At 44.3% G+C, this 23,250-nt stretch carries 20 protein-coding genes; all 20 read right to left on the reverse strand.

Annotated features, from left to right (window positions below; translation table 11 throughout):
* Positions 1-110: 110 nt before the first annotated feature.
* Entirely contained in the window at positions 111-1,139 is a 1,029-nt protein-coding gene (locus RDQ32_RS06130) for a beta-methylgalactoside transporter (RefSeq protein ID WP_308579511.1), read from the reverse strand.
* A gap of 11 nt (positions 1,140-1,150) precedes the next feature.
* Positions 1,151-2,659, reverse strand: coding sequence for a sugar ABC transporter ATP-binding protein (locus RDQ32_RS06135; protein WP_308579512.1), 1,509 nt, complete (start codon positions 2,657-2,659; stop codon positions 1,151-1,153).
* Between the two features lie 182 nt (positions 2,660-2,841).
* Positions 2,842-3,951, reverse strand: a complete 1,110-nt coding sequence (locus tag RDQ32_RS06140; protein WP_308579513.1) for a galactose ABC transporter substrate-binding protein — start codon at positions 3,949-3,951, stop codon at positions 2,842-2,844.
* A gap of 356 nt (positions 3,952-4,307) precedes the next feature.
* Positions 4,308-5,261, reverse strand: a complete 954-nt coding sequence (locus RDQ32_RS06145) for a glycosyltransferase family 2 protein (RefSeq protein WP_308579531.1) — start codon at positions 5,259-5,261, stop codon at positions 4,308-4,310.
* 123 nt (positions 5,262-5,384) lie between these two features.
* Positions 5,385-6,218, reverse strand: coding sequence for a LicD family protein (locus RDQ32_RS06150; RefSeq protein ID WP_308579514.1), 834 nt, complete (start codon positions 6,216-6,218; stop codon positions 5,385-5,387).
* 130 nt (positions 6,219-6,348) lie between these two features.
* The gene (rfbG, locus tag RDQ32_RS06155) at positions 6,349-7,449 is read right to left on the reverse strand and encodes a CDP-glucose 4,6-dehydratase (RefSeq protein WP_308579515.1); all 1,101 of its coding nucleotides are present in this window, start codon (positions 7,447-7,449) and stop codon (positions 6,349-6,351) included.
* Between the two features lie 119 nt (positions 7,450-7,568).
* Complete coding sequence (gene rfbF, locus RDQ32_RS06160; RefSeq protein WP_183684418.1) at positions 7,569-8,339, reverse strand: glucose-1-phosphate cytidylyltransferase; 771 nt, start codon at positions 8,337-8,339, stop codon at positions 7,569-7,571.
* A 72-nt stretch (positions 8,340-8,411) separates the two neighbouring features.
* Positions 8,412-9,785, reverse strand: a complete 1,374-nt coding sequence (gene brnQ, locus RDQ32_RS06165) for a branched-chain amino acid transport system II carrier protein (RefSeq protein WP_308579516.1) — start codon at positions 9,783-9,785, stop codon at positions 8,412-8,414.
* A 207-nt stretch (positions 9,786-9,992) separates the two neighbouring features.
* On the reverse strand, positions 9,993-10,715 hold the full coding sequence (locus RDQ32_RS06170) for a TIGR00266 family protein (protein WP_308579517.1): 723 nt from the start codon (positions 10,713-10,715) through the stop codon (positions 9,993-9,995).
* Between the two features lie 110 nt (positions 10,716-10,825).
* Positions 10,826-12,505, reverse strand: coding sequence for an InlB B-repeat-containing protein (locus RDQ32_RS06175; RefSeq protein WP_308579518.1), 1,680 nt, complete (start codon positions 12,503-12,505; stop codon positions 10,826-10,828).
* 467 nt (positions 12,506-12,972) lie between these two features.
* Positions 12,973-13,842 carry a carbohydrate ABC transporter permease gene (locus RDQ32_RS06180; RefSeq protein WP_308579519.1) on the reverse strand — a complete coding sequence of 290 codons (870 nt, stop codon included), beginning with the start codon at positions 13,840-13,842 and terminating at the stop codon, positions 12,973-12,975.
* Positions 13,843-14,031: 189 nt separating this feature from the next.
* On the reverse strand, positions 14,032-14,916 hold the full coding sequence (locus tag RDQ32_RS06185) for a sugar ABC transporter permease (protein ID WP_308579520.1): 885 nt from the start codon (positions 14,914-14,916) through the stop codon (positions 14,032-14,034).
* 175 nt (positions 14,917-15,091) lie between these two features.
* The gene (locus RDQ32_RS06190) at positions 15,092-16,489 is read right to left on the reverse strand and encodes an extracellular solute-binding protein (RefSeq protein ID WP_308579521.1); all 1,398 of its coding nucleotides are present in this window, start codon (positions 16,487-16,489) and stop codon (positions 15,092-15,094) included.
* Positions 16,490-16,669: 180 nt separating this feature from the next.
* Positions 16,670-17,476 carry a pyrroline-5-carboxylate reductase gene (gene proC, locus RDQ32_RS06195; RefSeq protein WP_308579522.1) on the reverse strand — a complete coding sequence of 269 codons (807 nt, stop codon included), beginning with the start codon at positions 17,474-17,476 and terminating at the stop codon, positions 16,670-16,672.
* A gap of 152 nt (positions 17,477-17,628) precedes the next feature.
* Positions 17,629-18,315, reverse strand: coding sequence for an L-2-amino-thiazoline-4-carboxylic acid hydrolase (locus tag RDQ32_RS06200; RefSeq protein ID WP_308579523.1), 687 nt, complete (start codon positions 18,313-18,315; stop codon positions 17,629-17,631).
* A gap of 25 nt (positions 18,316-18,340) precedes the next feature.
* Positions 18,341-19,231, reverse strand: a complete 891-nt coding sequence (locus RDQ32_RS06205) for an ABC transporter permease (RefSeq protein WP_304069411.1) — start codon at positions 19,229-19,231, stop codon at positions 18,341-18,343.
* Entirely contained in the window at positions 19,152-20,015 is an 864-nt protein-coding gene (locus tag RDQ32_RS06210) for an ABC transporter ATP-binding protein (protein WP_304069410.1), read from the reverse strand. The genes RDQ32_RS06205 and RDQ32_RS06210 overlap by 80 nt, the downstream gene beginning before the upstream one ends.
* Before the next feature lie 90 nt (positions 20,016-20,105).
* A complete protein-coding gene (locus RDQ32_RS06215) occupies positions 20,106-21,290 on the reverse strand; it encodes an ABC transporter substrate-binding protein (protein WP_308579524.1) in 1,185 nt (394 codons plus the stop codon).
* 295 nt (positions 21,291-21,585) lie between these two features.
* The gene (locus RDQ32_RS06220; protein WP_308579525.1) at positions 21,586-22,845 is read right to left on the reverse strand and encodes a type II toxin-antitoxin system HipA family toxin; all 1,260 of its coding nucleotides are present in this window, start codon (positions 22,843-22,845) and stop codon (positions 21,586-21,588) included.
* Positions 22,845-23,165 (reverse strand): transcriptional regulator, encoded by a 321-nt coding sequence (locus RDQ32_RS06225; protein WP_308579526.1) that lies wholly within the window; start codon positions 23,163-23,165, stop codon positions 22,845-22,847. The genes RDQ32_RS06220 and RDQ32_RS06225 overlap by 1 nt, the downstream gene beginning before the upstream one ends.
* Between the last annotated feature and the right edge of the window lie 85 nt (positions 23,166-23,250).

Here is a 23,250-nt window from a genome sequence, read left to right on the forward strand (position 1 = left end):
CCGGGCGGATTCGGGACTTTAACCCGTTAGAAACGTGCGCCGCTAGGCGCACAAGAAAAAAGAGCTAAGACCATTCCGGTCTAAGCTCTTTTGACACTTTTACTTCTTTTTTACTTCTTTGTCAGGTACTTACGAATATCCAAGGATGCGGCAATGAAGATTACGATACCGATGGCGATGTACTGCGCATTGGGGCTTACACCAAGGTATTGTAATGCGGTCTTTAAAAGTTCCAAAACCGCCACACCGATGAAGGCACTGGATACCTTGCCTCGTCCACCGGTTACGGATACACCGCCCAGAGCACAGGCAGCGATAGCCTCCATCTCATAACCAAGTCCTGTATTTACGGATGCTCCTCCTGCCTTTGCACCAAGCATATAGCCTGCCATGCCGTAGAATGCTGCCGCCTTTGCATAAATCATCACCAATGTAAGATTTACGGGAACTCCGGCAACCTCTGCCGCCTGTGGGTTTCCGCCGATAGCATACATATATTTTCCATGTCTGGTCATATTGAAGATGAACCAGGTCAAAGCCGCCATCAAAAGAGCAATCCAGATTAAGTAGCTTAAGCCCAAGAATTTTCCGGTAGAGAAGATGGTGTAGGACTCTATGTAACCTCCCAAAGGAGTAGCATTGGTATACAAAAGTCCTAAACCGTAGATAATCTCCATCATTGCCAGAGTAGCAATAAAAGGAGGTACGGAAAGGTAAGCAATAAACCAACCGGTGATGGTGCCGAAGAGGGCACAAATCAGCATTACCAGGAACAATACCACGAAGGGGTTCATTGGGCTAATCTTTAATAAGATTCCATTTCCCATGGAAGCCCAGGGCTCGGACTGGAAGAAACGTCCGGAATAATCCGCCTTTTGCAGAAGAGTTCCTGCAAGGCAGGCACCGAATCCGATCATACGTCCTGCAGAAAGGTCACAGCCTGCGGTAATAACACAGCCTGCAATTCCTAAGGCGATAACTAGACGATAGGACATATTGGCCAAAAGGTTCATTCCGTTATCCGCGGTTAAAAAGTTCTTTGTGGTTAATCCTGTGTAAATCACCAGGATGAACATAACGATAATAACACCGTTATTAATCAGAAAATCCGTTAATTTTTGTTTTTGTGTCTTTTCCATTTTCTTTCCCCCTAAAACATCGTAGCAAAGTTCATTACATTTTCCTGGGTCATTTCTTCCTGCTGATTCAGCTCTCCGGTGAGCTTTCCGTTACACATTACGCAGATACGGTCCGCCATACCCAGAAGCTCCGGCATTTCCGAAGAAATCATAATGATCGCCTTGCCCTGTTTTGCCAACTCTTCCATGATTTCATAAATCTCATGCTTTGCCCCGATATCAATACCTCTGGTGGGCTCATCCATAATCAGAATATCCGGGTCCTTGGCCAGCCAGCGGGAAATAATTACCTTCTGCTGGTTTCCTCCGGAAAGATTTCCGATATGCTCTTTCATGCTGGGGGTCTTGATGGACAGACGCTTGATATTGTCATCCACCACCTTATTAATGGAAGGATGGTCCAGCATAATTCCTGCCTTTAAATACTTCTTATAAATCGAAACACCCACATTATCCTTGATGGAGAGACAGCCGAAAATACCGTTTCCCCGGCGATCCTCGGTAATCATACCGATGCCTGCATCCATGGCATCTCTGGGTCTTTTAATATTCACTTCTTTACCGTGAACCTTGATGGTTCCTTTAGCCAAATGACGGATACCGAAGATTCCTTCCATCAGCTCCGTTCTTTGGGCACCTACCAGTCCGCCGAAGCCAAGAATCTCGCCCTTTTTGATGGAGAAGGAAACTCCCCGGAAGGATTTTTCATGGATAGATGTCAAATCCTCCACCTCCATAATGGTTTCTCCAATGCTGTGATGATGCTCCGGATAAATATTGCTTAATTCTCTACCTACCATCTTGGCAATAATCTGCTCGGTGGTCATCTCCTCTGCGGGCCAGGTTCCTACATAGGTTCCGTCACGCATGATGGTGATATCATCGGAAATCCGCTTGATTTCATCCATCTTATGGGAAATGTAAATCATGGCCACGCCCTTCTTCTTCAAATCTCCCATAACCTTAAAGAGGAATTCTACTTCCTTATCGGAAAGAGAAGAGGTAGGCTCGTCAAAGATAATGACTTTGGCATCGTGGGAAACCGCCTTGGCAATCTCCACCATTTGCATCTGTCCGATGGATAAGGAAGACAAAGGCGCCTTCACATTGTAAGATAAACCAAGCTCGGACAACCACTTCTCCGTATCCTGATTCATCTTCTTATGGTCAATCATCTGAATCGGTCCCAGCTTTTTCACCGGGAAACGTCCCAGATACATATTTTCCGATACGGAACGGGCCAGTACCGGCTGCAGTTCCTGATGCACCATGGCTACACCGTGCAGCATTGCATCATCAGGATTGTTGATTTCTACTTTATTTCCATCCAGATAAATCTCTCCCTGATCCATCTTGTAAATGCCGAACAGGCACTTCATCAGGGTGGATTTTCCGGCTCCATTTTCTCCCATTAAGGCATGCACCGTTCCGGGACGAACGGACAGCTGCACCTGGTCTAGGGCCTTTACACCCGGAAATGATTTGGAGATATTTTTCATTTCTAACTTATACTCTGCCATTTCCTCCTCCATTTCTTCACACTACTCTTAGAATGAAAAACAATCGGGGAGGCAAATACACAATGCATCTGCACTCCCCAAATTCGTTCTGTATTGGGAAAATGTTTTCTGCTCCTATTTCTTTAGCAAATCTCCATTTTCCTGAAAATCCATGCTTTGAAAAAGTTTTCCTGCAAATCTTATTACTTTAAGAGATTTAATACATCCTGTGCGTTGTCCTTGGTAACCTTTACATAGTCGCAACCGATGTAGTGGTCATTTCCCTTACCGCCGAGGTAGTTGATAGCTGCATCTCCTGCTGCATGAGACTGTGTAAGGAAGTCGTTAAATACGGTTCCGGTCTGTGTTCCTGCCAATACGTTCTGGCAAGCCTCTTCAAGAGCGTCAACACCTACCAGGTAGATATCCTTTCCAACGGTTCTTCCTGCTGCCTGAATAGCCTGTAATGCGCCGAGAGCCATGGAGTCGTTGTTACAGAAAACAACCTCGATATCTTTACCGTTCTTTGCCAATGCGTTAGCAACCAAAGACTGTGCAAGAGCCTGATCCCAGTTACCAACCTGCTCGTCTAACTTGTTTACTTCCATGCCGGCATCCTGTAATGCCTTAACGGAGAACTCTGTTCTATACTGTGCATCGATGTTCTCAGGGTCACCCTTGATCATGATGTAGTCAACTTTTCCGTTGCCGTTCATATCCAGCTTATCCATTCCAACGGAAGCGATAATCTCTCCCTGGAAAGTTCCGGACTGACGAGCGTCACATCCTACGTATGTTACATCCCAGTTCTTCTCTTCCCATCTCTTCTCTTCGTCCTGATCCGGCTCTCTGTTGATGTAAACCAATGGGATTCCGGCAGCCTGTACCTTATCGGTGATGGTAGCAGCAGAGGAAGAGTTAACAGGGTTAACAATCAAAACGTCTACCTTATCGGTGATGAAGTTCTCGATCTGGTTGGTCTGTGTAGCCTGGTCATTAGCACCGTCCATAATCTTGATGTTCTCTTTCTTGAATCCCTTGGATACAAGATAATTTTCCAGCTCTGTACGGAAGAGAGTCATGAAGTTATCAGAGAACTGATAGATACATACGCCAACCTTCTTGTCGCTGAAGTCTCCGCTCATTTCTTCTACAGCGGCCTTGGTTCCTTCCATCGCCTTCTCTGTTGCCTTTGCACTTTCCTTCTGCTCAGCAGCTGCGGTAGTTGTCTTTCCTGCATTGCTGCTGCCACATGCAGCTAACATAGATACGGCCAATGCGGATACTGTCAAAGTGCTTAAAATTCTTTTCATTTTTTCCTCCTGTTCGAAATAACTTTCGACTATGTTTATTAACAAGGAGGATTATAGCTTTTCTTTTTTTAAAAAAAAATAGAGTTTTCTTCTTTCATTCTTAGAATTTTTTAGAATTCGGAAGTTTGGTGTTTTTCTACAAAAGAACTCGTTTTCTATGCAATACAGGTCTGAAAGGGGGCACGCTTTCGCTAGCTTCGCCACGTATCGGATACTAAGCGAAAAACTTCAGTTCCTTCGTTTTTCGCAAGTACCGACGGGCTCAGACTACCCCTCTTTCAGACCTGTATTGCCGAAAACTGACAGGTTCTTTTTTTCAAATCACCAAACTATCCTTTGTCTGTATATCGATACTTCTAGCTTTCAGAATCCTCTTCAATATTTTTACTATCCGATAAAATGTATAGAGGCCTATCCTTCAGTTCTTCAAACAAAATAGCGATATATTCTCCGATAATTCCGATGACAAAAAAGAGCACCGCAAACATAAAGCAAAGCACCACCACGATGGTGGCATAGCCGGAGGGAGCGCCCTTTCTGGTTAAAAGGGTGTAAATCAAAAGCACGGTTCCCAGTCCGCCGCTGCAAATGGCTGCAAAAATTCCAAGCTGTAAGGGAAGGTTGGAAAAAGTAAAGAGAGTGTTTTTGGAAAACTGCCAAAGCTTACTTAAGGAATAATGACTTTGTCCCGCCTGTCTTGCCGCCGCCTCATAGCGAATACTGGTTTTGGGAAAGCCTACGGACTGGACAAAACCACGAAGATAACGAACCTTTTCCCGGTAATGCTTCTTTAAAACCTGCTGCACCTTCTTGGAAATGCCAAAGAAGTCGGAGGCATTTTCCTCAAAATGCACCGGAGAAACATGGTTTAAAATCCAGTAAAACAGGGCGGAAGTGATGTTCTTCACAAAGCCTGCAGAAGGATTCTTGGTACGCACCATGGACACCACCTGATAGCCCTCCTCCGACTTTTTAAGCATTTCCGAAATCAACTCAGGGGGATGCTGTAAATCCGCATCCATAAAAACCAGGAAATCTCCCTTGGCATGGTCTAAACCGGCAGTCATGGCCGCTTCATGTCCGAAGTTCCGGGAAAAGGACAGTACCCGCACATGCTCCCTGTCTCTTTCCGCAAAATCCTCTAAAAGAATGGCACTTTTATCCTGAGAGCCGTCATTGACAAAGACAATTTCATAGCCATAGCCCAGCTCCTGTAATTTTTCACAAGACTGACTGCAATGCTGGTAAAACTGTTCCAAGCTGTCTTCCTCGTTATATACAGAAACAATTACACTACAAATCTTTTCCAAGTTCATCCCTTCTCTCTAAAACAATCCCTCATTGAAATGATTTTTCTTGAGCCTTTTATCCGTCCTAACTTTTTAGCCATCTTTGTTCAACGACTTTAGCAAGATCTTCTACCCTTCACCGTCTTAAATCATTTCCTCGTGGCTAGGTACCTGCTCCTCTTTTTTCGGGGGCGTCATATAATCCCCATACAGCATCTTCAGCACACTGTCGAAGTCTTTCGGCACCGGAAATTCCTTTCCGGCAAAGGGCTTATACTGCACCGGCTCCTCCCAGCTGTATTGCACTTTACAATACTGAAAATCCGGCTGGTAGTTGGAAAAATACAGGAAATCCTCTCCTCTTCTTTGGCTCTTTTCTCTTCTTGCTCCCTGAGCCCATCTGTTCTGCAAGGAAAAAAGAAGGGGCAGAGGAAAGCATTTTCCCAGAGTGGCAAGAACCGCCACAAAGAGCTTTGCCATGGGAGAATACTTCTGAAAATCCAGCTTTCTCCGATGCCCCATGGCCAGACCGAAAATCATCTGCTGTCGAAAACGATACAGCTTATCCAAAAGGGCATTTCTCGGGCAGTCATCTAAAATAAAGCAGTCCACCCAAAGATGATTCAGCTTTCCTTCGTAAAAGGCATCCTCTTCTCCCTCAACTTCCCGTCTTTTGCTGTTAAGATCCATAATACGGGGTACAAAGTCATAAAAGGAACGACCGTTTCTATAGCTGTTAGGCATCAGTAGGGCAAAGTTTTCCGAAAGTTCCTCCTTCGCCACCCTTTCAAACTTTTCCCATTCCTCCCGTAAAAAGCAAAGATCCACATCATCATCCCAGGGGATAAAGCCTTCATGGCGAATGGCTCCCAGCAGGGTTCCCGAATCTAAGCGGTAGCTGATTTTATATTTTTCGCAAATACGGTGAATCTCCTCCAAAATGGCGAAGCCCCGCCTCTGCTTTTCCGCTAAATCCATACCCTACCCTTTCTACGGTTTTTACCCTAAAATATCTTTTCCTAAAACTGATTTCCTCTTAAACAGCCTTGCTCTTAAGCAGATTTTCTTCTAAACAGATTTGCGCTGAACATGCAAAGACTGATCCGTCCTAGCCTTCCGAGGCAAAGGCCAAAACCTGTGCTTCGGAGAACTTCCGTAAGTCTTCTCCTCTGTGCCATGCCTTATACCAATCCACGGTTTTCTCCACTGCTTCCTTCACGGTATAACGGGGCTGCCAGCCAAAGACTTTCTTTAGCTTCTCTGTGCTCAACTGCAAAAATCCGGCTTCATGGGGGGCATTGGGCTCCGCCTGATTCTCCCAGCTTGCGTTCTCTCCCCAGAACTCCACGAAAAGCTCTGCCAGGGCTCCTGTGGTAATGGCATCGGAAAGCTCCGGTCCTACATTGTAATAGCCGGCAAATTGCTTTCCCTCTTCCCCTGCCTGTCTTGCCACAATTTCCAGATAGACAAAGAGCGGCTCCAAGACATGCTCATAGGGACGGACGGAATAGGGATTTCGAATGCCGATTGCCTCTCCCTTTACGCTCTTCCGTACACAGTCCGGGATGATGCGATCCTTGGCAAAATCCCCTCCTCCAATCACATTTCCGGCTCTTGCGGTGGAAATGCGCGGAAGAAAGCTTTTGCCTTTTCCGTAGGCGGAATCCTCGGAAAAGAAGGATTTCTGATAGCTATGGGTAACCAGCTCCGAGCAGGACTTGGAGTTGGAATAGGGGTCATGCCCGTCCAGCTTCTCTTCCTCTGTAAAGGCGTGTCCTTCCTGATCCGGATTCTCGTAAACCTTGTCCGTAGTAACATTCAGCACGGAACGGACAGAGGGACAATGCCTTACCGCCTCCAAAAGATTCACCGTTCCCATCACATTGGTCTCGTAGGTTTCTCTGGGGAAAAGGTAGGATTCCCGCACCAGGGGCTGTGCCGCCAAGTGGAAAACCAATTCCGGCTCCGCCTCCTGCATTGCCTTTCTTAAATGGTCATAGTCCCTCACATCCCCTTCGATGGAGTGCATCCCTTTTTCTAAGTTTAAGAGGGAAAATAAGGCTCCCGGCTCTTCCTTTAGGGCATAGCCGGTGCATTCCGCCCCCATCATTTGCAAAATCAAACTAAGCCACGACCCTTTAAAACCGGTGTGGCCTGTTAAAAATACTTTCTTCCCCTGATAAAAGGCTTTTAATTCTTGAAAAAGCATTTCCCCCCTACTTCCTTAAAGCCAAGATTTCTCTGCGAATTTTTCGTAACGGTATCAAACGCAATAGCCACTGCAAAATGACTTCCGGCGTTTTTATCAACTTAGCAAAAACTTCCTTGCTACCAACGCTTCCAGGGCGCCTTGCCGCTTGCCCACAGCTCTTCCAAAAGCTTCTTCTCTCTCTGGGTATCCATGCACTGCCAGAAGCCGTCATGGTAATAGCCCATCAGTTTGCCTTCCGCCGCAAGATTCTGCATGGGGCTTTGCTCCAAGATGGTATTGTCGTCCTGAAGATAGTCAAAGATTTCCGGCTCCAGCACCATAAAGCCGCCGTTAATCACCGCGCCGTCCTTTTCTTCCTTCTCCCGGAAAGAACGAATCTGCCCTTCGGCATCCACATCCAAAACGCCCTTTTGCTGAGCAAGGTTTACCATGCTGATGGTTGCCGGCTTGCCATGTTTTTTATGGAAGTCCAAAAGAGCCTCCAGATTCACATCGGAAACTCCGTCTCCATAGGTCAGCATAAAGGGCTCATGCTTTAAGTACTTTTCCACCCTCTTAAGTCTTCCGCCGGTCATGGTGTGAAGGCCGGTATCCACCACGGTTACCTTCCAGTCCTCCGCCTCGCTGTTATGAACCTCCATGGTATTCTTTCCCATGTCAAAGGTAATGTCCGCATTGTGCAGGAAATAGTTGGCAAAGTATTCCTTAATCAGGTACTGCTTATAGCCTGCCAAAATAATAAATTCCTTAAAGCCGTAAGAAGAATAATATTTCATGATATGCCATAAAATGGGCATTTCTCCAATTTCAATCATGGGCTTCGGCTTTAAATGGGATTCCTCCGAAATTCTGGTACCTAAGCCTCCTGCAAGAAGAACAACCTTCATGTCTTCCGTCCTTTCTTTTTTTCTTTAGAGTATAGCACAGAGTCCTTAGAAAATAACAGCGGAAAGATATCTTTAAGGATTCCTTCCGCTATTTTTTCTGCTATTTTTCTCCCGCATTTTCCAAAAGAGAAAGGAAAGGAGAAAGGCCAAAACTGCCGGTAAAACCCAGCCCATTCCAATAGAAAAAAGAGGGATGTGGGAAAGAAGCTTCATCATCTTCTCATGAAAAGGAATCCCTGCAAGTAGCTCCTTCGGCAACGCCTTGTAGGCATCCAAAAGGGCAAAGGGCGCGGTAACATAAAGGGCGGTTTGGAAAATCTTTTTTTCAAACCGAAAATGTTCTCCAATCAGGCAAAGCAATATCAGTACTATACTCATTGGATAAATAAAATAAAGCGCCGGAACGGTATATTGGATAATTCTGCTTAAACCAAGATTGGAAATGGCGAAGGAGAAGAAGGTAAACAAAAGCACAAGCTTTTTATAGGGAAGCCCTTTAGGGAACATTTCAGCAAAAGCCAGACTGGTGGAGGTAATCAGCCCCACTGCCGTTTTTAAACAGGAAAGGCAAATGATAATTCCCAACAGAATGCCGCCAAATCGTGGAAAGTAATGGGTGGAAACGGAATGCAGGATGTCTCCTCCATTAGCCTGCAAAGAAAAAAGACTTCTGCTGCCCGCTCCGGTAAAGGCCAAAGCAAAATAGACGATTGCCATCATTACCGTAGTAATGCTTCCGGAAATAATACTTAAGCGAGAGACCTCCTTTCCGTCCTTTGCTCCCCGATTTTTAATGGTCTCAATCAAAATGTTTCCAAAGGCCAGAGCCCCCACCACATCCAGGGTGTTATAGCCCTCTAAAAGGCCGGTGACAAAGCTGTTTTTCGCATATTCTTCTGTGGGAGGGAGGCTTTGAATGTTCCCCATAGGATGCAGAAAGGCCGTAAGCAAAAGAATCCCCAAAAAGAAGAGAAATAGCGGATTCAGAATTTTCCCCACATAGGTCAGGATATTTCCCGGTCGCAGGGAAAAATACAGCGCCGCCAAAAAGAAGAGTAGGGTGAAAATCAGCAGTCCCGGTCTCTGATGGGCTTCTCCGATAAAGGGATAAAGCCCTACCTGAAAGGAAACTGAGGCAGTTCTGGGAATGGCAAACAGGGGTCCGATACAAAGATAAAGAAGACAGGAAAAAAAGGTGGAAAAGTTTTTTCCACCTTTAGAAGCCAATTCCGCCATACTGGCAGATTCCGTGCGGGCCATGGCTATAATCGCCAAAAGGGGAAGACCCACTCCGGTAATACAAAAGCCCAAAGTAGCCAAGGCCACGGTATTTCCCGCCTTTTGCCCCAGGGATACCGGGAAAATCAAATTGCCTGCTCCGAACAACATGCCGAAGAGAAGGGAGGCAATAAAAAGGAGCTCGCGCCCGCTTACATTTTTCTTCATAGGATAAAAACTCGCTTTCACAAAAACTGTTTTGCAGTATATCCTACTTTCCCCTTCTCTTCCACAAAACTATATTCTTTTCAGATAAAGTTTAGGAATTCACTAATGCATAGGAGCGTCACAAGCTCGGCTTATGACACTCCTTTTTCATTTTAAAGCATTTTTGTTTACGGCGGAAGCGAAACTGCTTATAGGACATAGAAAGCTCTATAAGCCAAAGCCACCCTTGCCGTTGTTCTTATTCGTTCTGGCAATGGGCAGAGCTGAGGCCAGACTGCTTAAGTTTCTGGTCTGAATATACACCTTTCCTTCGCCAATAAAACGGTTGACTAAGCCTTCCCCTGTGGTAAAGCCGAAGGTTCCGGAGGCTATGGAAATGTGGTAATCCAGACCTCTATCCCATGCCACCACATGGTCGTTGTCGATGGTTAAGGGGCTGTCCGGATGTACCTCCAGCTCCAAAAGATCGCCGAAGGCATTGACAAATAGATCTCCTTGTCCCTGGCTTTCCATGACGAAAAGTCCACCGGTGCCGCCGAAGAACGCCTTTCCCAAGTCCTGCATTTTCATGGCATAGTTCACCGTAGAATCTCCTGCCAAGAAGGCTCCGGTATTCAGGCGGTACTGCCTCTCTCCAATCTCTAAACGAACAATCTTTCCGGGAATGGAAGGCGCCACACCGATTCTACCCCCATTGGCTACACCGATTGCCTCGGTAATAAACATGCTTTCTCCGCTGGCAAGGCTTCTTCCTACAGCACTTAACAAGCCGCCCAAGCCCCCGCCGTTAGCGCCGGAATTCATCTTTCCCTGTAACTCCACACCGGCCATATAGGCCATGGAGCCTCTCTCAATCTTCACCCTTTCTCCCGGGTTTAAGGAAATTTCCAAAATGGGACAATCATTATCTCCTAATATACGATGTTGCATAAATCCTCCAATCTGTGAAATAGGGTTTTCTTGTCGTTTTTTCCATTTTTGAACCTGACAGGAAAACCTTGGATTTTCCTGTTTTTGAATAGATTTATTTACTTTATTGTTCAGCCGATTCTTGCTCCGCTTTCATCTACCTGCATTCCGTCTGGAGTTTTTTCGTTTCGATACATTGCACCGAGCTTACGAGACTGTTCTGTATTAAGATAGTACCGCTTTCCGCCAATCTCCTGCCAGCCTGTTTTCATTTCCCCACTTACGGCATCCAAATAATACCAATTTCCGTCTATCGTATCCTGAAGCCAACCGGTCTTCATTGCGCCAAGAGAGCCGTCTGAAACGACAGAAAGGAAATACCATTTTCCATTATAGTTCAGCCAGCCGGTCTTCATATAGCCCGCCCCATCAAAGAAATACCATGCAGTAGTATTATTCCAAGGCAGAAGCTTCCACTCATTCCTTGGATAGCTTCCATCGCTGTACTGAATCCACCAGCCCTTCGCATCCTGCATCCATTTTCCATCAAAGGAAGCACGCTCCACACCAAGTACCTGTCCCGTAGTTCCAGAACTTAGCTTTACTGTTCCGCTTGCACCGCCTCCGCCACCGGAAGAAGCTCCCGCGCTACTACCGCCTCCGGAAAAACTACCTGAACTGCTCCCCGCTGAGCCGGAGGAACTGCCTCGACCGGTGCTGGCGCTTCCTGATGCGGAAGAACTTCCGGAATTGCCGCTGTCCGAACTTCCGGAGTTGCCACTACTTTCTGCATTATTGTCAGTGGGATCTTCGGGTTTAATGTCCGTTTTGTCCTTATTTCTTTCGGAGAAAACACCGGTTCCCACTCTTCCGTAATCTAAATAAAGATCAGCGTACTCCGACTCATAAGCTTTCGTCGTATCAAGCTCTGTATGTCCTAAATTAAGACATTCGCGATCGTTAAAATACACTTTCGTCTTTTCATTTACATAGTATGCACCTCGGATAAAAAGTTGAATCCAAAGTCCATACACAGTACCGTCGTCCTTCGCTACCCCTTCCTTCGCTACCCCTTCCTTCGGAAGGTATTTCCAGCCTGAAATGCTCTTGTCCCAGTATAGCCATTCATTTTCTTCATCAAGCCATGTATGAACCTGCTCGGTACCTGACGTGACCTTAACACTCGGTACAGGCCCGGCAGGTAGAACTGTTGTATCGCTATAAAGTCGGATTTCCGGCAATAATACATTAGTCCTCCACTTGGCATAAAGAGTCATATCCTCTCGAATCGGCTCCTTATACTTAAACTCTCTCGTTCCTTCCTCATCCAGATACCAGCCAATAAAGGTATCAGGGTACTTCTTCGTACTTTGCGGAAGAGCCGCTAGATGCCCATCTTCTACTGTCTGCGGGGGAATCGATGTGCCTCCTTTGGTATCATACTTTATGGTATGTAGATTTGCAGTCCCCGTCGCAGCCCCCAAATCCAGTATCACATAAGCGTGAACTCCTTCAAAAGACAACTTTGTCTTTCCTACAGAAAGGTATTCCTGATTGTTAAAATATATCTTGGTGCTTTCATCAATAGAATAATCCACATCGGGTGTGAGACGTACTCTTAACCCATACTCGGTTCCATCTGCCCTCGCAATCGGTGTATGATACTCATATTGGTATTTCTTCTCACCTACTCTAAAGTTATTCCAGTCACCTTCTTTTTCATTCCACCAACACCAGTCGAATCCACGCTTTGAAGCTGTTAACGGATAATCATATACTATCGCTTTTACATGCGCAGTTTCCGATTTCACGCTTGGATCCGGCAATGTTCCGGCACTTATTGAAGTCGGTGAACCGGTTAATCTAACTTCCGAGAGTATCTGTTCTTTCGCAAAACATATTTTAGACATCAGGAAAAGAAAAAGAAGCATAAGGAACGAGATACCGCATACTCTCCCTAGGATAAGCCTTATGAGGGAATATCCAGTCTCTACTCCTGCATTTTTCCTACTTTTCATATAAGCTCCTTTCTGTATTTCGTAAAAGAAAAAAGAATAAAGAATCATCACGCCAGCAATTAAAAGTATTGCTTATCCTGTTTATTTTAACAAATTTTCCTTCTCTTGTCTTCCTCTTTTTTTCCTTGCAAAAAGCAAAATGTACTAATGAATTGCCGAATTAATCCATGAACCCCCCCTCGAATTCGAGGGGGTAATCTTGCTTGATAAACATTTTAAGTTCTAAGGCATTATAAATTTTACAACAAATTATTCTTTCTCTATCCCTTTATCCCGGAACTTGCCATAGCCGTCTGCACCTGCTCCTCTAAAACCGCATAGAGCAAGATTCCCGGTAAAACCACCACGGTTAAAGCCGCAAAAAGTCTGGGGTAATTGTATGAGAAGGACTCTGTGAAAAACTGTAATGCCAATGGAAGTGTTCTGGCCTTATCCGAACTAATCAGCAATGATGCATAGAAATACTCATTCCAGTTTCCAAGGAACAAAAGAATTCCCGCTGTGGTTAAGCCGCCCTTTGCCAAGGGAAGGTTGATTTTCCAAAAGACAGTGAAGAAATCCGCTCCCTCCAAAATAGCCGCTTCGTCCAAAGACTTGGGAATGGCCAAGAAAGCCGGCCTTAACACAAAGATGCTCATGGCCAGGCCCATGGAGATATATACAAGGCTAAGTCCCGGCAAAGAATCATAGAGATTTAGATGAATCAAAAGGGAAAAAATCGGCTGAGCCTTGGACTGTGCCGGTACCAAAAGGGTGATGGAGTACAGGATAAAAAGAAGATTTTTCCCGGGGAAGTTATACTTGGCAAAGACATAGGCTCCCATGGCATAAATCAACAAAGCCAGTAGTGTTGCGGAAAGGGAAACCAAGGTGGAATTCAAAAAATACTGTACAAAATTATACTTGGAAAAAATATAGCTGTAGGGCTCTAAAGAAAATCCTGTAGGCAGGGAAAAGGGATCCGACAAAATCGCCGCATTGGTTTTAAAGGAAGATAAAACCACCCATACAATCGGGAAGAGAGAAATCAAAATGGTAAAGCACAAAAGCATTCCAATGAGAAGGGAGGATAAGAACCCCTTCTTTTTCTTTCCATTGATATTTTCTTTATTTTGTAAAAATGCTTTCATTGTGATAAACCCCTTCATTGCCATAAAAACAGCTTCTGCCTATCATAAATCTCATTTAGATGAAATATCTTATCGCAGTCATAAGTCTCATTTGTCTGCAAACCACCTCTATTGCCCCTAACTAAAACGGCTTATTCCTAAACTCCTTTAGCTGCTTCGCTTTGATGCTTTAGATTGATTTCTCTACTTTTAGTCATAAATCCCTTCATTCAAACGAAAGCCCTTATGCACCAAAAGCAGCACCAAAATTCCCGCCAGAAACATCATCACGCCGCTGGCATTGGCCAAGCCGTATTTTAAGTCCAAAATGTTCTTCATCAAAATGAGGGGGAGGTTCATGGTGTCGTTTCCCGGCCCTCCGGAAGTGGTTAGGGCGATTTGCTCATACATGGCAATTCTGGCCGTAATGGAGGCAATGATGGAGGTTCCGATGGAAATACGACACATGGGAAGCTCGATATGCCAAAGAATCTGAAGAGTATTGGCGCCGTCCACCTTTGCTGCGGAAAATACCTCCTCCGGAATGGAATACAGGTCATTCATCACAAGAAGGGTCACAATCACCGCATAGAAGAGCCAGGTTAACGTCACCGCCCAAAAGGCATAGGGAGATTCAAAGAACCATTGGTGATGAAAGTCCTTGTTGAAGAGGCGAATCAGCCCGTTCATAAAGCCCATTTCATCATTGAAAATGAAGCGATAAATCAGAGCCCAAGCTGCTGCGGAAATCACATTGGGTACCATGAAAACCGCTCTGGTAAATTTCCAGCCCTTCGGCTTTTGAAACAAAACAAAAGCAAGAATCGTTCCAAAGCCCACATGAAGAGTTGCGGCAATGAGAGACCACAAAAAAAGATTCTTCATGGAAAGCTGAAAGGATTCCTGCCCAAAAAGCTGTATGTAATTTTGCAATCCCACAAATCGGGGACTGTTAAAGCCGTCATACTTCGTAAAGGAAGTCAGGAAAATGCTGAGAATCGGCTGTAAATAAAAGAAGAGAAAAACCAAAAAGGAGGGGAGCAAAAACAGGGCAATCCACTTATAATTCCGTCTTTCCAAGCTTGATGCCTTCATCCTATTTTACTCCCCTTTACTCTTTCTATTGCTTAATCTGTTTTGCCTAATCTGTGTTACTAAATTTCTATTGGCTAATATCCTACGTGCTATTCTGTCTCTTAGCCTAATGCACTCTCCGGCTGTTCCGCTTCGTACCTTAACGGCAAAACTTTAAGTTTTTACTGTTAAACTGTTACTGCTTTGCCTCTTCCGCTTTCTTTGTAAGCTCCTTACAGAACTCCTCCGGGCTCAGACTTCCATCAATCAGCTTTGGCAGAAGCTTTCCGAATTCCTGATCTCCGATAGAAGCCGGGAACACATCCCCCAGGATAGGAACATACTTTGTATCATCATTTACACTCTGATTGTACTCATATAAGAGCTGACTTTCCTTCAGCTTATTCAGGAAATCCTCACTGTACTTCAGTCTTGGTGCAGTTCCACCCTCTGCCAACAGATAGGCTTCCAGCTCTTCCTGACTGCCGCGGAAGGCAAGGAAGGCCTTAGCCACTTCCTTTTCCTCATCGCTTGCAGTTGCAGGAATCCAGAAATCTCCGTATCCTGCAGGATTTGCTAATGCAATGTTTCCGGGATAAATGCCGGCATGCACGGAGGATCCCTTAAAATCATTACTCCACTTGTCCTTGGATTCTTCGTTAAACTCGGAAACCATCCAGGAACCGTTGGGAATTACGGCCGCCTTATTGCTCATGAAAGCATTGGCTGCATCTGCATAAGCTGCTCCTAAGGTATTTGCGGAAGCATTTTTCTGTAAAAGTGTCTGTAGCTTTTCTACCCCCTTTACAAATGGCTCTTCCGTATAATCCCAAAGCTTATCCTTTACGCTGTCCTGTAAAAGCTTTGCTCCGCCCTCTTCATTTCCTACAAGAGCGGAAAGCATCAAAGTAGTGGTCCAAGCATTTTCAGAGGTCATAAAAGCGATTTTGTTGTCGCCTAAAGAGGAAACAAACTCGTCATAACTAAGCTCTCCAAGGCTTTTCTCCGGCTTATACAGGTCTTCGTTGTAAAACATACCGATAGGACGAATCACCAGCATGGGAGAAACCACCAGCTTACCGTTATAGGTACAATACTCTTTGGATTCCGGAATCCACAAATCGGAAAGCTCAGGAGTTTCCTTGGCAAAATCTGTCAAATCGTAGGCAAGGTCATTGTCCAAAATCACCTGCTTAAACCACTGGGCATCGATTCCGCCGGATCCAGGGCTATGCACCAAAGCAGGAAGCTTCTTCTGGGTAGCCAGCTGCTTAATCTTCTCCGCATAGGAATCCTGTACCACCTCTTCTACGGTGATTTTATATTTTCCCTCATACTTCTTATTAAAACGCTCTACCTGAGGAAGGAAGAACTTTGCGCCAACATTCTCTCCTGCCAGGAAGGTGGGAAGCTTCATCTCCTTAACTCCCTCAGAGGCTTCCGCCTTTTCTCCGCCTGCCTCCTCAGCCTTTGTCTCTCCTGCCGCAGCACTGCCCTTCTCGCTTTCCGCCTTGGATGCATTGTTGGCACAGCCCGGCAGAGAAAGCCCCAGGACTAAAGCCAAAGCAAGGGATAAGAGTTTTCTTTTCTTCATACTATTCCTCCAATTTCAACAAGTTTTTAGCGACTTTGCACACAATCTAATCGCCGTTTTATGCTTTTATCTAGCATTATACCCAATAAATGGAGGGTGTCAAGAATTTATCGCATCTTCCTTTGCTACAGGATTCAGAATAAATATCTTTCAAAAAAGGGCATAGAAAAAACGGAGCTTTTACTTTCCAAGCTCCGTTGTTCTCTTATAAGCCGCTTCTACCGCATCCATAATGATGCCGTGAAGTCCGGCCTTCTGCCAAGTATGAAGTCCGGCGATACCGATTCCTCCCGGAGTGTTCATTTCGTCTGTAATTTGATAGAAGTGTCTATCGGTGTTCTCCAAAACCTTCCCTGTGGCGATGAGATTTTCAATAACAATTTTTCGAACGTCGTCACGATTCAGTCCGGTTTTCACTCCCGCATCCACCAAAGCTCCTGCATAGAGAATCAACCACTCCGGACCGGCACAGCTGCTTGCCGTAAAGGCATCAAACTGACTTTCCGGAATCTCAAGAGTCTTTCCGATGGACTCTGTAATGCCTCTGACTTCTTCCTTTTTTGCATCATCAAAAGAAGTATCGAAGGTAAGAGCGCTATATCCGCGTTGAGATTCAATCATGGTGTTGGGCATGATTCTGGCAATAGAAACATTTTCTCCTAACCAGGCATGAAGCTTTTCGATTTGGCTTCCTGCCAGGATGGAAACGATGGTTTTCTTTCCTTTTAAGTAAGGCGCCAGATCCTTTCCGGCCTTTTCTCCATCCTGGGGTTTTACCGCGAAGACGATAAGATCCGTTTTTCCGGCCAGCTCTTCATTGCTTTCCACAATGCTCAGCCCAAACTGTTTCTGAAGCCAAGCCGCTCTGTCCTTATTGATTTCCCGAACAAAGATATTCTTCGGCTCATAGCTTTTTCTGTCGATTAAACCGCCGATAATCCCGGTCGCCATGTTACCGCCGCCTAAAAATCCGATTGTTTTTGCCATTTGAAACTCCTTTCCGATTTCTCTCTTAACGCTTCTAAGCTTAGTGCATTTCATAACGCTTAGTTTTTAAGCTCAGTCGCTTGCATGAAGCCTAACCACCTGTATTAAGCCTAGTCGCTTTCATTCTTTTAACTTACTCTCATGCATTAAGCTTAGTCACATACGTTAAAATTAATATTGCGATACTTTACTATAGCATCTGTCATTTCTTCCCCATAGTCTTTTTGAAAATCTTCCAAAACCTTCTCGGAGACCTTCACGCCTTCCCTTAAAAAAATCGCTTCCGTCACTTCCTTAAAAGCATAAAAAATGTGAGCACAGTGATATGCAAAAGGTCGCAGACTCTCCGGATTTTTTCCGCGTTTTGCCCCTTCCCCAATGTTTCCGCTACGAAGGTGATGAATGCAGTACTCTCCTTCATGCAAGGTTTTCTCCACTTCATAGCCTAAAAACGGGTTAAAGCCTCTGGAAATGGAGGCATCCAAATCTTTACAATAAAGTGCTCCCGCCTCTCGGCTGTTCATGTCTTGAAACTGGGTATACCAGGGGCAGGAACTAATTTTCATCACACCATCCGAGGTAAGCTCAGCACGGTTTTCAATGCCTTCCCTCTTGATTTCCTCCGTATTAATCCACTCTCCATAATAATTGTAATTTTCCTGTGTCAGCTCAACCCCATCTCTTATGGCTCTTTGCGCCATTCTTCTTCCTCTTTGGGCTCCATAGTACTGCACCGCGTGTAAAAATGCTCTTTTCCCTCTTTCTCCAAAATACTCTTTAAGATAATGATAGTATTTTGCCGGAATATATGCGTGCACACGCTCATTAAATCCGTCCATAAGACTCCTCACTTCAATTTCCTGTTTACTTCCAAGGCACCAAAACTCTTCTTAGGGATTTTACGCCAAAATTCAAGATGGTCACCACAAGGCCGATCATGAAAATTCCGAAGACAACCTTGTCAAAATTTGCAAAATCCGAATGATACTTGATGTACCAACCAAGACCGGAAGTTCCTCCAATCATTTCCGCCGCAGTAAGTACCAAAAAGGAAGTGGAAATGGAAACAGAGATGCTGTTAATCAGCCCCGGTAAGCTGTAGGGGATTAATACATCCATAATCATACTGAACTTGCTGACATTTAAGGTCTTTGCGGAGTTCATGATTTTTGGATCAATCTCCCGAACGCTTAATACCATATTCATGAACAAGCTCCAGAAAATGGTTAAGGTGACCACAAAAATGGCGGCTACCCTAAAGGTCGGCAGTAATGCCACAGCATAGGGAGAATAAATAATCGGCGGAATGGGGCTGATAACCCGGACGATAGGAAGAACGATTCCGCTTATATGGTCGGACAAGCCCACAAACAGTCCTAGGGATACCCCCAATACGGTAGCGATAATAAAAGCAATAAACAGAAGTTGCAAAGAACTGAATACACCCTGCAAGATCTTTTGATAGTCTCCCAGAAAAACGCTAAAAACATTTTCCGGAGCAGGATAGAGCATGCTGTTTTTCACCCCGATTTTAGCGGTCATGATTTCCCAGAAAATCAGAATACAGTAGAGTATGATACCGATATTTACAGCTACGGGAGATTTGCGAAAAAGAAGCAAAATCGCTTCCGATGCAAATACCACAAACAGGAAGGGAAAATATCCCTTCGTCCCGCTAAGAGAGGGCTGTACAATAATAAGGCTCAGAACCAGAAACAGAAGGTGAGGCACTACTGTATGAATCTTCTTCCACATAAACTACATTTTCCTCTTTTCTATCATAATCATAATATAACGAAACAATGTCTTTCCGAATTCTTCTGTACTCCAAGCTTCCCAGAAGCTCTTCCCTTGATCTTGGTCGTTCAAAGAGAAGCTTGATATCTTTTTCAATTCTTTTGTTCTTCATAAACAAAACTCTATCGGACAAATACAGCGCTTCATCCACATCATGGGTAACAAAAACGATGGTTTTCTTGGTATCTTTTAGGATATCCAAAAGCAAATCCTGTAAAAGTACCCTATTTCTGGCATCGATGGCCCCGAAGGGCTCGTCCATCAACAAAATATCCGTGTCCATGGCAAGGGTTCTGGCAATGGCCGCCCTTTGTCGCATTCCGCCGGAAAGCTCGGAGGGATACTTGTGCTCCACACCCTTTAAGCCCACCTTTTCCAAGTAAAAAGAAGCTCTTTCTTGCAGCTCCTTCTTGGAAAGGTTTTTGATATTCTGTTTAATGCCGAAAATCAGGTTCTTTTCAATGGTCATCCAAGGAAACAAGGAGTAGTGTTGAAATACAACACTACGATCCTTGCCTGTTCCCTTTATTTTTTCTCCGTTAATGAGTACCTCTCCCGACTTCGGGCGGTTTAAGCCTGCCAAAATGCTTAGAATTGTACTTTTTCCGCATCCGCTGGCTCCGATAATGCTGACAAACTGTCCGTCCTCTATCGTTGAGGAAACATCCTCCAGGGCGCCAAATACCTGATTCTTTTTGTCAATATATTCAAAGGATACATGATTCAATTCTATTTTGCTCAAAACAACCCTCTCCTTTTATTAGTACTATTTTTTGTTGGCACTTCTATTTATTGATACTTTTATTTGTCGGAACTATTTTTATTGCTGCTTTTATTGGTTGGTGCTTTCGCTTTCTGCCTTCAAAGCCTGATAGGTCTTGTTATCCGGATTTTCCTTTATAAGCTCATTTAAAGCATCTTCAAAGACAGTAGTATCAATATAGTCATCAATATTTACATTTCCCTTAGAGTATCCGATATCTACCATGGCCTGGAAGAAAGCTTTGGTGTTCTTTCTGTCCGGATTGGGACTAAGACCAAGGTGACCGTATTGATAAACCTGCTTTTGATAGGCATCGTCGTCCAAGTCAATTCCCTGACGAGCAGCTTTTTCCGCAGCCTCTTTGTCATTTTCCAGAAGGCTGTATGCTTCAATGTTCGCCTTCAGCGCATCCACATAGGCTTCTCTGTTCGCCTTCAGCTTATCTCTTGTAGTGAAAAGTCGGCAGCAAATGTAGTCAGGCCATTCATCCTCCGCATCCAACTGGCTAACCGGAACAAGGCCCTGCTTCTCCGCACCATCACGGAAGGTTAAGAAATTAATACCTAAATCCACATCTCCCTTAAGAACTGCCTGGGTAACCGTTGCCTGAGAATCCAGCTCCACAAACTCAATTTTGGATAAATCCAATCCCTTATCCTTTAAAATCTTGCGGAATGCCACGTCTCCCGTATTTAATCTGGTTACACCGACCTTTTTTCCATATAAGGTATTGGGGTTATATAAATCCTTAAACTCCTCCGCTCTCTCCGGACGCACATAAACCGTTTCTCCCAAAGACATCTGTCCTCCGATGATGACAATGTCGGAACCATTATCAATGTAATTTAATACCGCAGAGGAACCGGCAGAAACCAAATCCGCCTTGTCGGCAAGAAGTGCCTGAATATTATCCGGATTAGAGGGGTTGAACTGTATCGTAGTGTCTAATCCATTCTTATCATAAAGTCCTGCATACTGCGCGATAACGGAATCGATGTGAGCCACATTGTTGTTATTCGCAATCACTCTTAAAGGAATCTTCTTATTATCCTTATTCTCCGCCTTCTGATCGGAAGAGCCATTCTCCTCCTGCTTTGCAGTACCGTCACTTTCCTGCTTTGTTTCCGCCTGACTGCCGGTAGCACTGCCCTCTCCCGACTTCGCCTTTCCACAAGCAATAAGGCTTAATGACAATATTCCCAATAAAGCAATTTTTCGTAATGTAGTAGCAGTAAAAACTAAATTTCCCTTCATTCTATACCCTCCTAACCTGCAACTCAGCTTCATAAAACTTCCTTGTTCTTAATTCCCCTTTAGCATACAGGAATGGTAGGTATTTGCATAATCCGAAAATTTTTTATCTGTATATAGGCTATATTTATAGCAAACGATATAATCTATACTTTTACAAATACAGTTAGTCCTATTCCGGATTTGGTAGACATTGTCTGTTAAATCATTCTAATCACTCTTCTTGATAAGTGTGATTAGAATGATTAGAACGATTAGCAAGAGCAGAGAAATTAGAAATTAAAGCGAGCAGAAAGAATTATCTATAGCAAGCGCTAAAGGCGGGACGCATTTCTTCTATAAGCCGACGGGACAATCCACAAGCTTTAGCTTGCTTCTCCCAGTTTTCTTTTACAATGGTCAGAATATCTTTTGCATAGGTCGTTGCATCCGTCTCGGAAATTCCGAATCGGACAGCCGTCTGTATTGCAAGGTCAATATTGATACTATTATCCTCTTCATCAACATTTAAGGATAATTCGTCGCCATAGGGAACCGGATTTACATCGTAAAGAGGTGAAAGCCTCCAGCCATTTTTTGTGAAAATGAAAGCATGGTTTCGTAGATGATCATCCGTGTTACTAACAGCCATATTAAAAACAATACGTTTCCATAGTTCAATCAAATCTTGCTTTGGCTGCGCGCCATAGGATTTTATAAAAGCAGCAATATCCAGATAACTTGTCCCGTCTGCAGCAGAAGCCCCATCTGTTTTTCCAAGCAAGGTCATGGCAGAAGCGAAGTGTATTCGCTTACTCAAAATACGATCAAAGCGCTTAACCAAATAGGTGCTCCCAAGATTGGAAAATTTTTCAAGTTTTGCCTCCGGAACATGTAGTCCACAGAGCTTCGCCAAATCATGTGTTACCATCTCCCATGCTCCGGTATCATTTTCATCATTCTTGGAAGGGAATTTTGCAATCCAAAGCTGTTCTTTCGGATCTATCACAGTAGCTTTTGGTCTGGCACCGCCAAGAGATGAGCCTGGTCTTATTAGTTGGTTTAACCATTTTTCAGATACAGCAGTATCATCATTTTCAAAATTTCTGGAAGCTTCCTCTAACGTCCGAAGACTTGTCCAAGGCGGTGCAGCTGTTTCTTTATCATCTAAAAGGAAGGCCCCATTGGTCTCTGTTTTAAATCGAATTCCTCCCAGTCTCATCTCATCATATACTCCCAATAGATAATCGCTGTCATAGAGTTTAGCCGGTTTACGACCTTCCTTTTCTGCCAATATTCTTTCGCGTTTATTCATAAGAACACGCCCCCAACGGTCGGGAGAAGAATCTGAAAATAGCCCAAAAATCGCTTTGCCGAAGGGATATTGTCTTCCGGAATATGGCATAAGTTCAGGATCCAATGTGATTTTTAGTGAGGTCTTTTTGAGCCACTCTCTGTCATATTCAAAGGAATAAGACTCCCCGCCCTTTAAGCTATTAACATAGAGGATTCCCATTAGTGTTGGATTCTGCATGCTAAAGTCATCGTAGACGAAAATTGTCTTTTCTTTAGATACCACTATTTCTTCCTCCTTGGTGCACGCTTTCTTGTTATCAGATTTAAATCTTGAATTTGCCTACCAAGCGCATCATCCTTTGCAATCAGTAGAAGATCTTTATCAAGATTGTTTAGAGCATGCAAAACTGCCGCATAGATTCCCATTGCTACGGATGGATCACCTTTTTCAACCTTCCACAAAGATGCCCGACTGATTCCGGCACGTTCTGAGGTCAACTCCGAAGATAGGCTTCGTCTGAGTCTGGCAAGCTTAATCTGCTCACCCATGGTTTTTAGTATTTCTTCTGTACCCGGAAGTATGTTATATGCCGCTTTCTTCATCCAATGCACCCCATTTAACGTTTACTATTATAAACTATATATATTTTTTCGTTGATATTAGTATACATTATAATATGGTAATTTC

It is taken from the genome of uncultured Oribacterium sp. (assembly GCF_902481605.1).
Lineage (GTDB): Bacteria > Bacillota > Clostridia > Lachnospirales > Lachnospiraceae > Oribacterium > Oribacterium sinus.

Bases quoted from the DNA above. Each gene is read 5' to 3' on its own strand.
- RDQ32_RS06130 (WP_308579511.1), bottom strand. From the start codon at position 1,139: ATGGAAAAGACACAAAAACAAAAATTAACGGATTTTCTGATTAATAAC.
- RDQ32_RS06135 (WP_308579512.1), bottom strand. From the start codon at position 2,659: ATGGCAGAGTATAAGTTAGAAATGAAAAATATCTCCAAATCATTTCCG.
- RDQ32_RS06140 (WP_308579513.1), bottom strand. From the start codon at position 3,951: ATGAAAAGAATTTTAAGCACTTTGACAGTATCCGCATTGGCCGTATCT.
- RDQ32_RS06150 (WP_308579514.1), bottom strand. From the start codon at position 6,218: ATGGATTTAGCGGAAAAGCAGAGGCGGGGCTTCGCCATTTTGGAGGAG.
- rfbG (WP_308579515.1), bottom strand. From the start codon at position 7,449: ATGCTTTTTCAAGAATTAAAAGCCTTTTATCAGGGGAAGAAAGTATTT.
- rfbF (WP_183684418.1), bottom strand. From the start codon at position 8,339: ATGAAGGTTGTTCTTCTTGCAGGAGGCTTAGGTACCAGAATTTCGGAG.
- brnQ (WP_308579516.1), bottom strand. From the start codon at position 9,785: ATGAAGAAAAATGTAAGCGGGCGCGAGCTCCTTTTTATTGCCTCCCTT.
- RDQ32_RS06170 (WP_308579517.1), bottom strand. From the start codon at position 10,715: ATGCAACATCGTATATTAGGAGATAATGATTGTCCCATTTTGGAAATT.
- RDQ32_RS06180 (WP_308579519.1), bottom strand. From the start codon at position 13,842: ATGAAAGCATTTTTACAAAATAAAGAAAATATCAATGGAAAGAAAAAG.
- RDQ32_RS06185 (WP_308579520.1), bottom strand. From the start codon at position 14,916: ATGAAGGCATCAAGCTTGGAAAGACGGAATTATAAGTGGATTGCCCTG.
- RDQ32_RS06190 (WP_308579521.1), bottom strand. From the start codon at position 16,489: ATGAAGAAAAGAAAACTCTTATCCCTTGCTTTGGCTTTAGTCCTGGGG.
- proC (WP_308579522.1), bottom strand. From the start codon at position 17,476: ATGGCAAAAACAATCGGATTTTTAGGCGGCGGTAACATGGCGACCGGG.
- RDQ32_RS06200 (WP_308579523.1), bottom strand. From the start codon at position 18,315: ATGGACGGATTTAATGAGCGTGTGCACGCATATATTCCGGCAAAATAC.
- RDQ32_RS06205 (WP_304069411.1), bottom strand. From the start codon at position 19,231: ATGTGGAAGAAGATTCATACAGTAGTGCCTCACCTTCTGTTTCTGGTT.
- RDQ32_RS06215 (WP_308579524.1), bottom strand. From the start codon at position 21,290: ATGAAGGGAAATTTAGTTTTTACTGCTACTACATTACGAAAAATTGCT.
- RDQ32_RS06225 (WP_308579526.1), bottom strand. From the start codon at position 23,165: ATGAAGAAAGCGGCATATAACATACTTCCGGGTACAGAAGAAATACTA.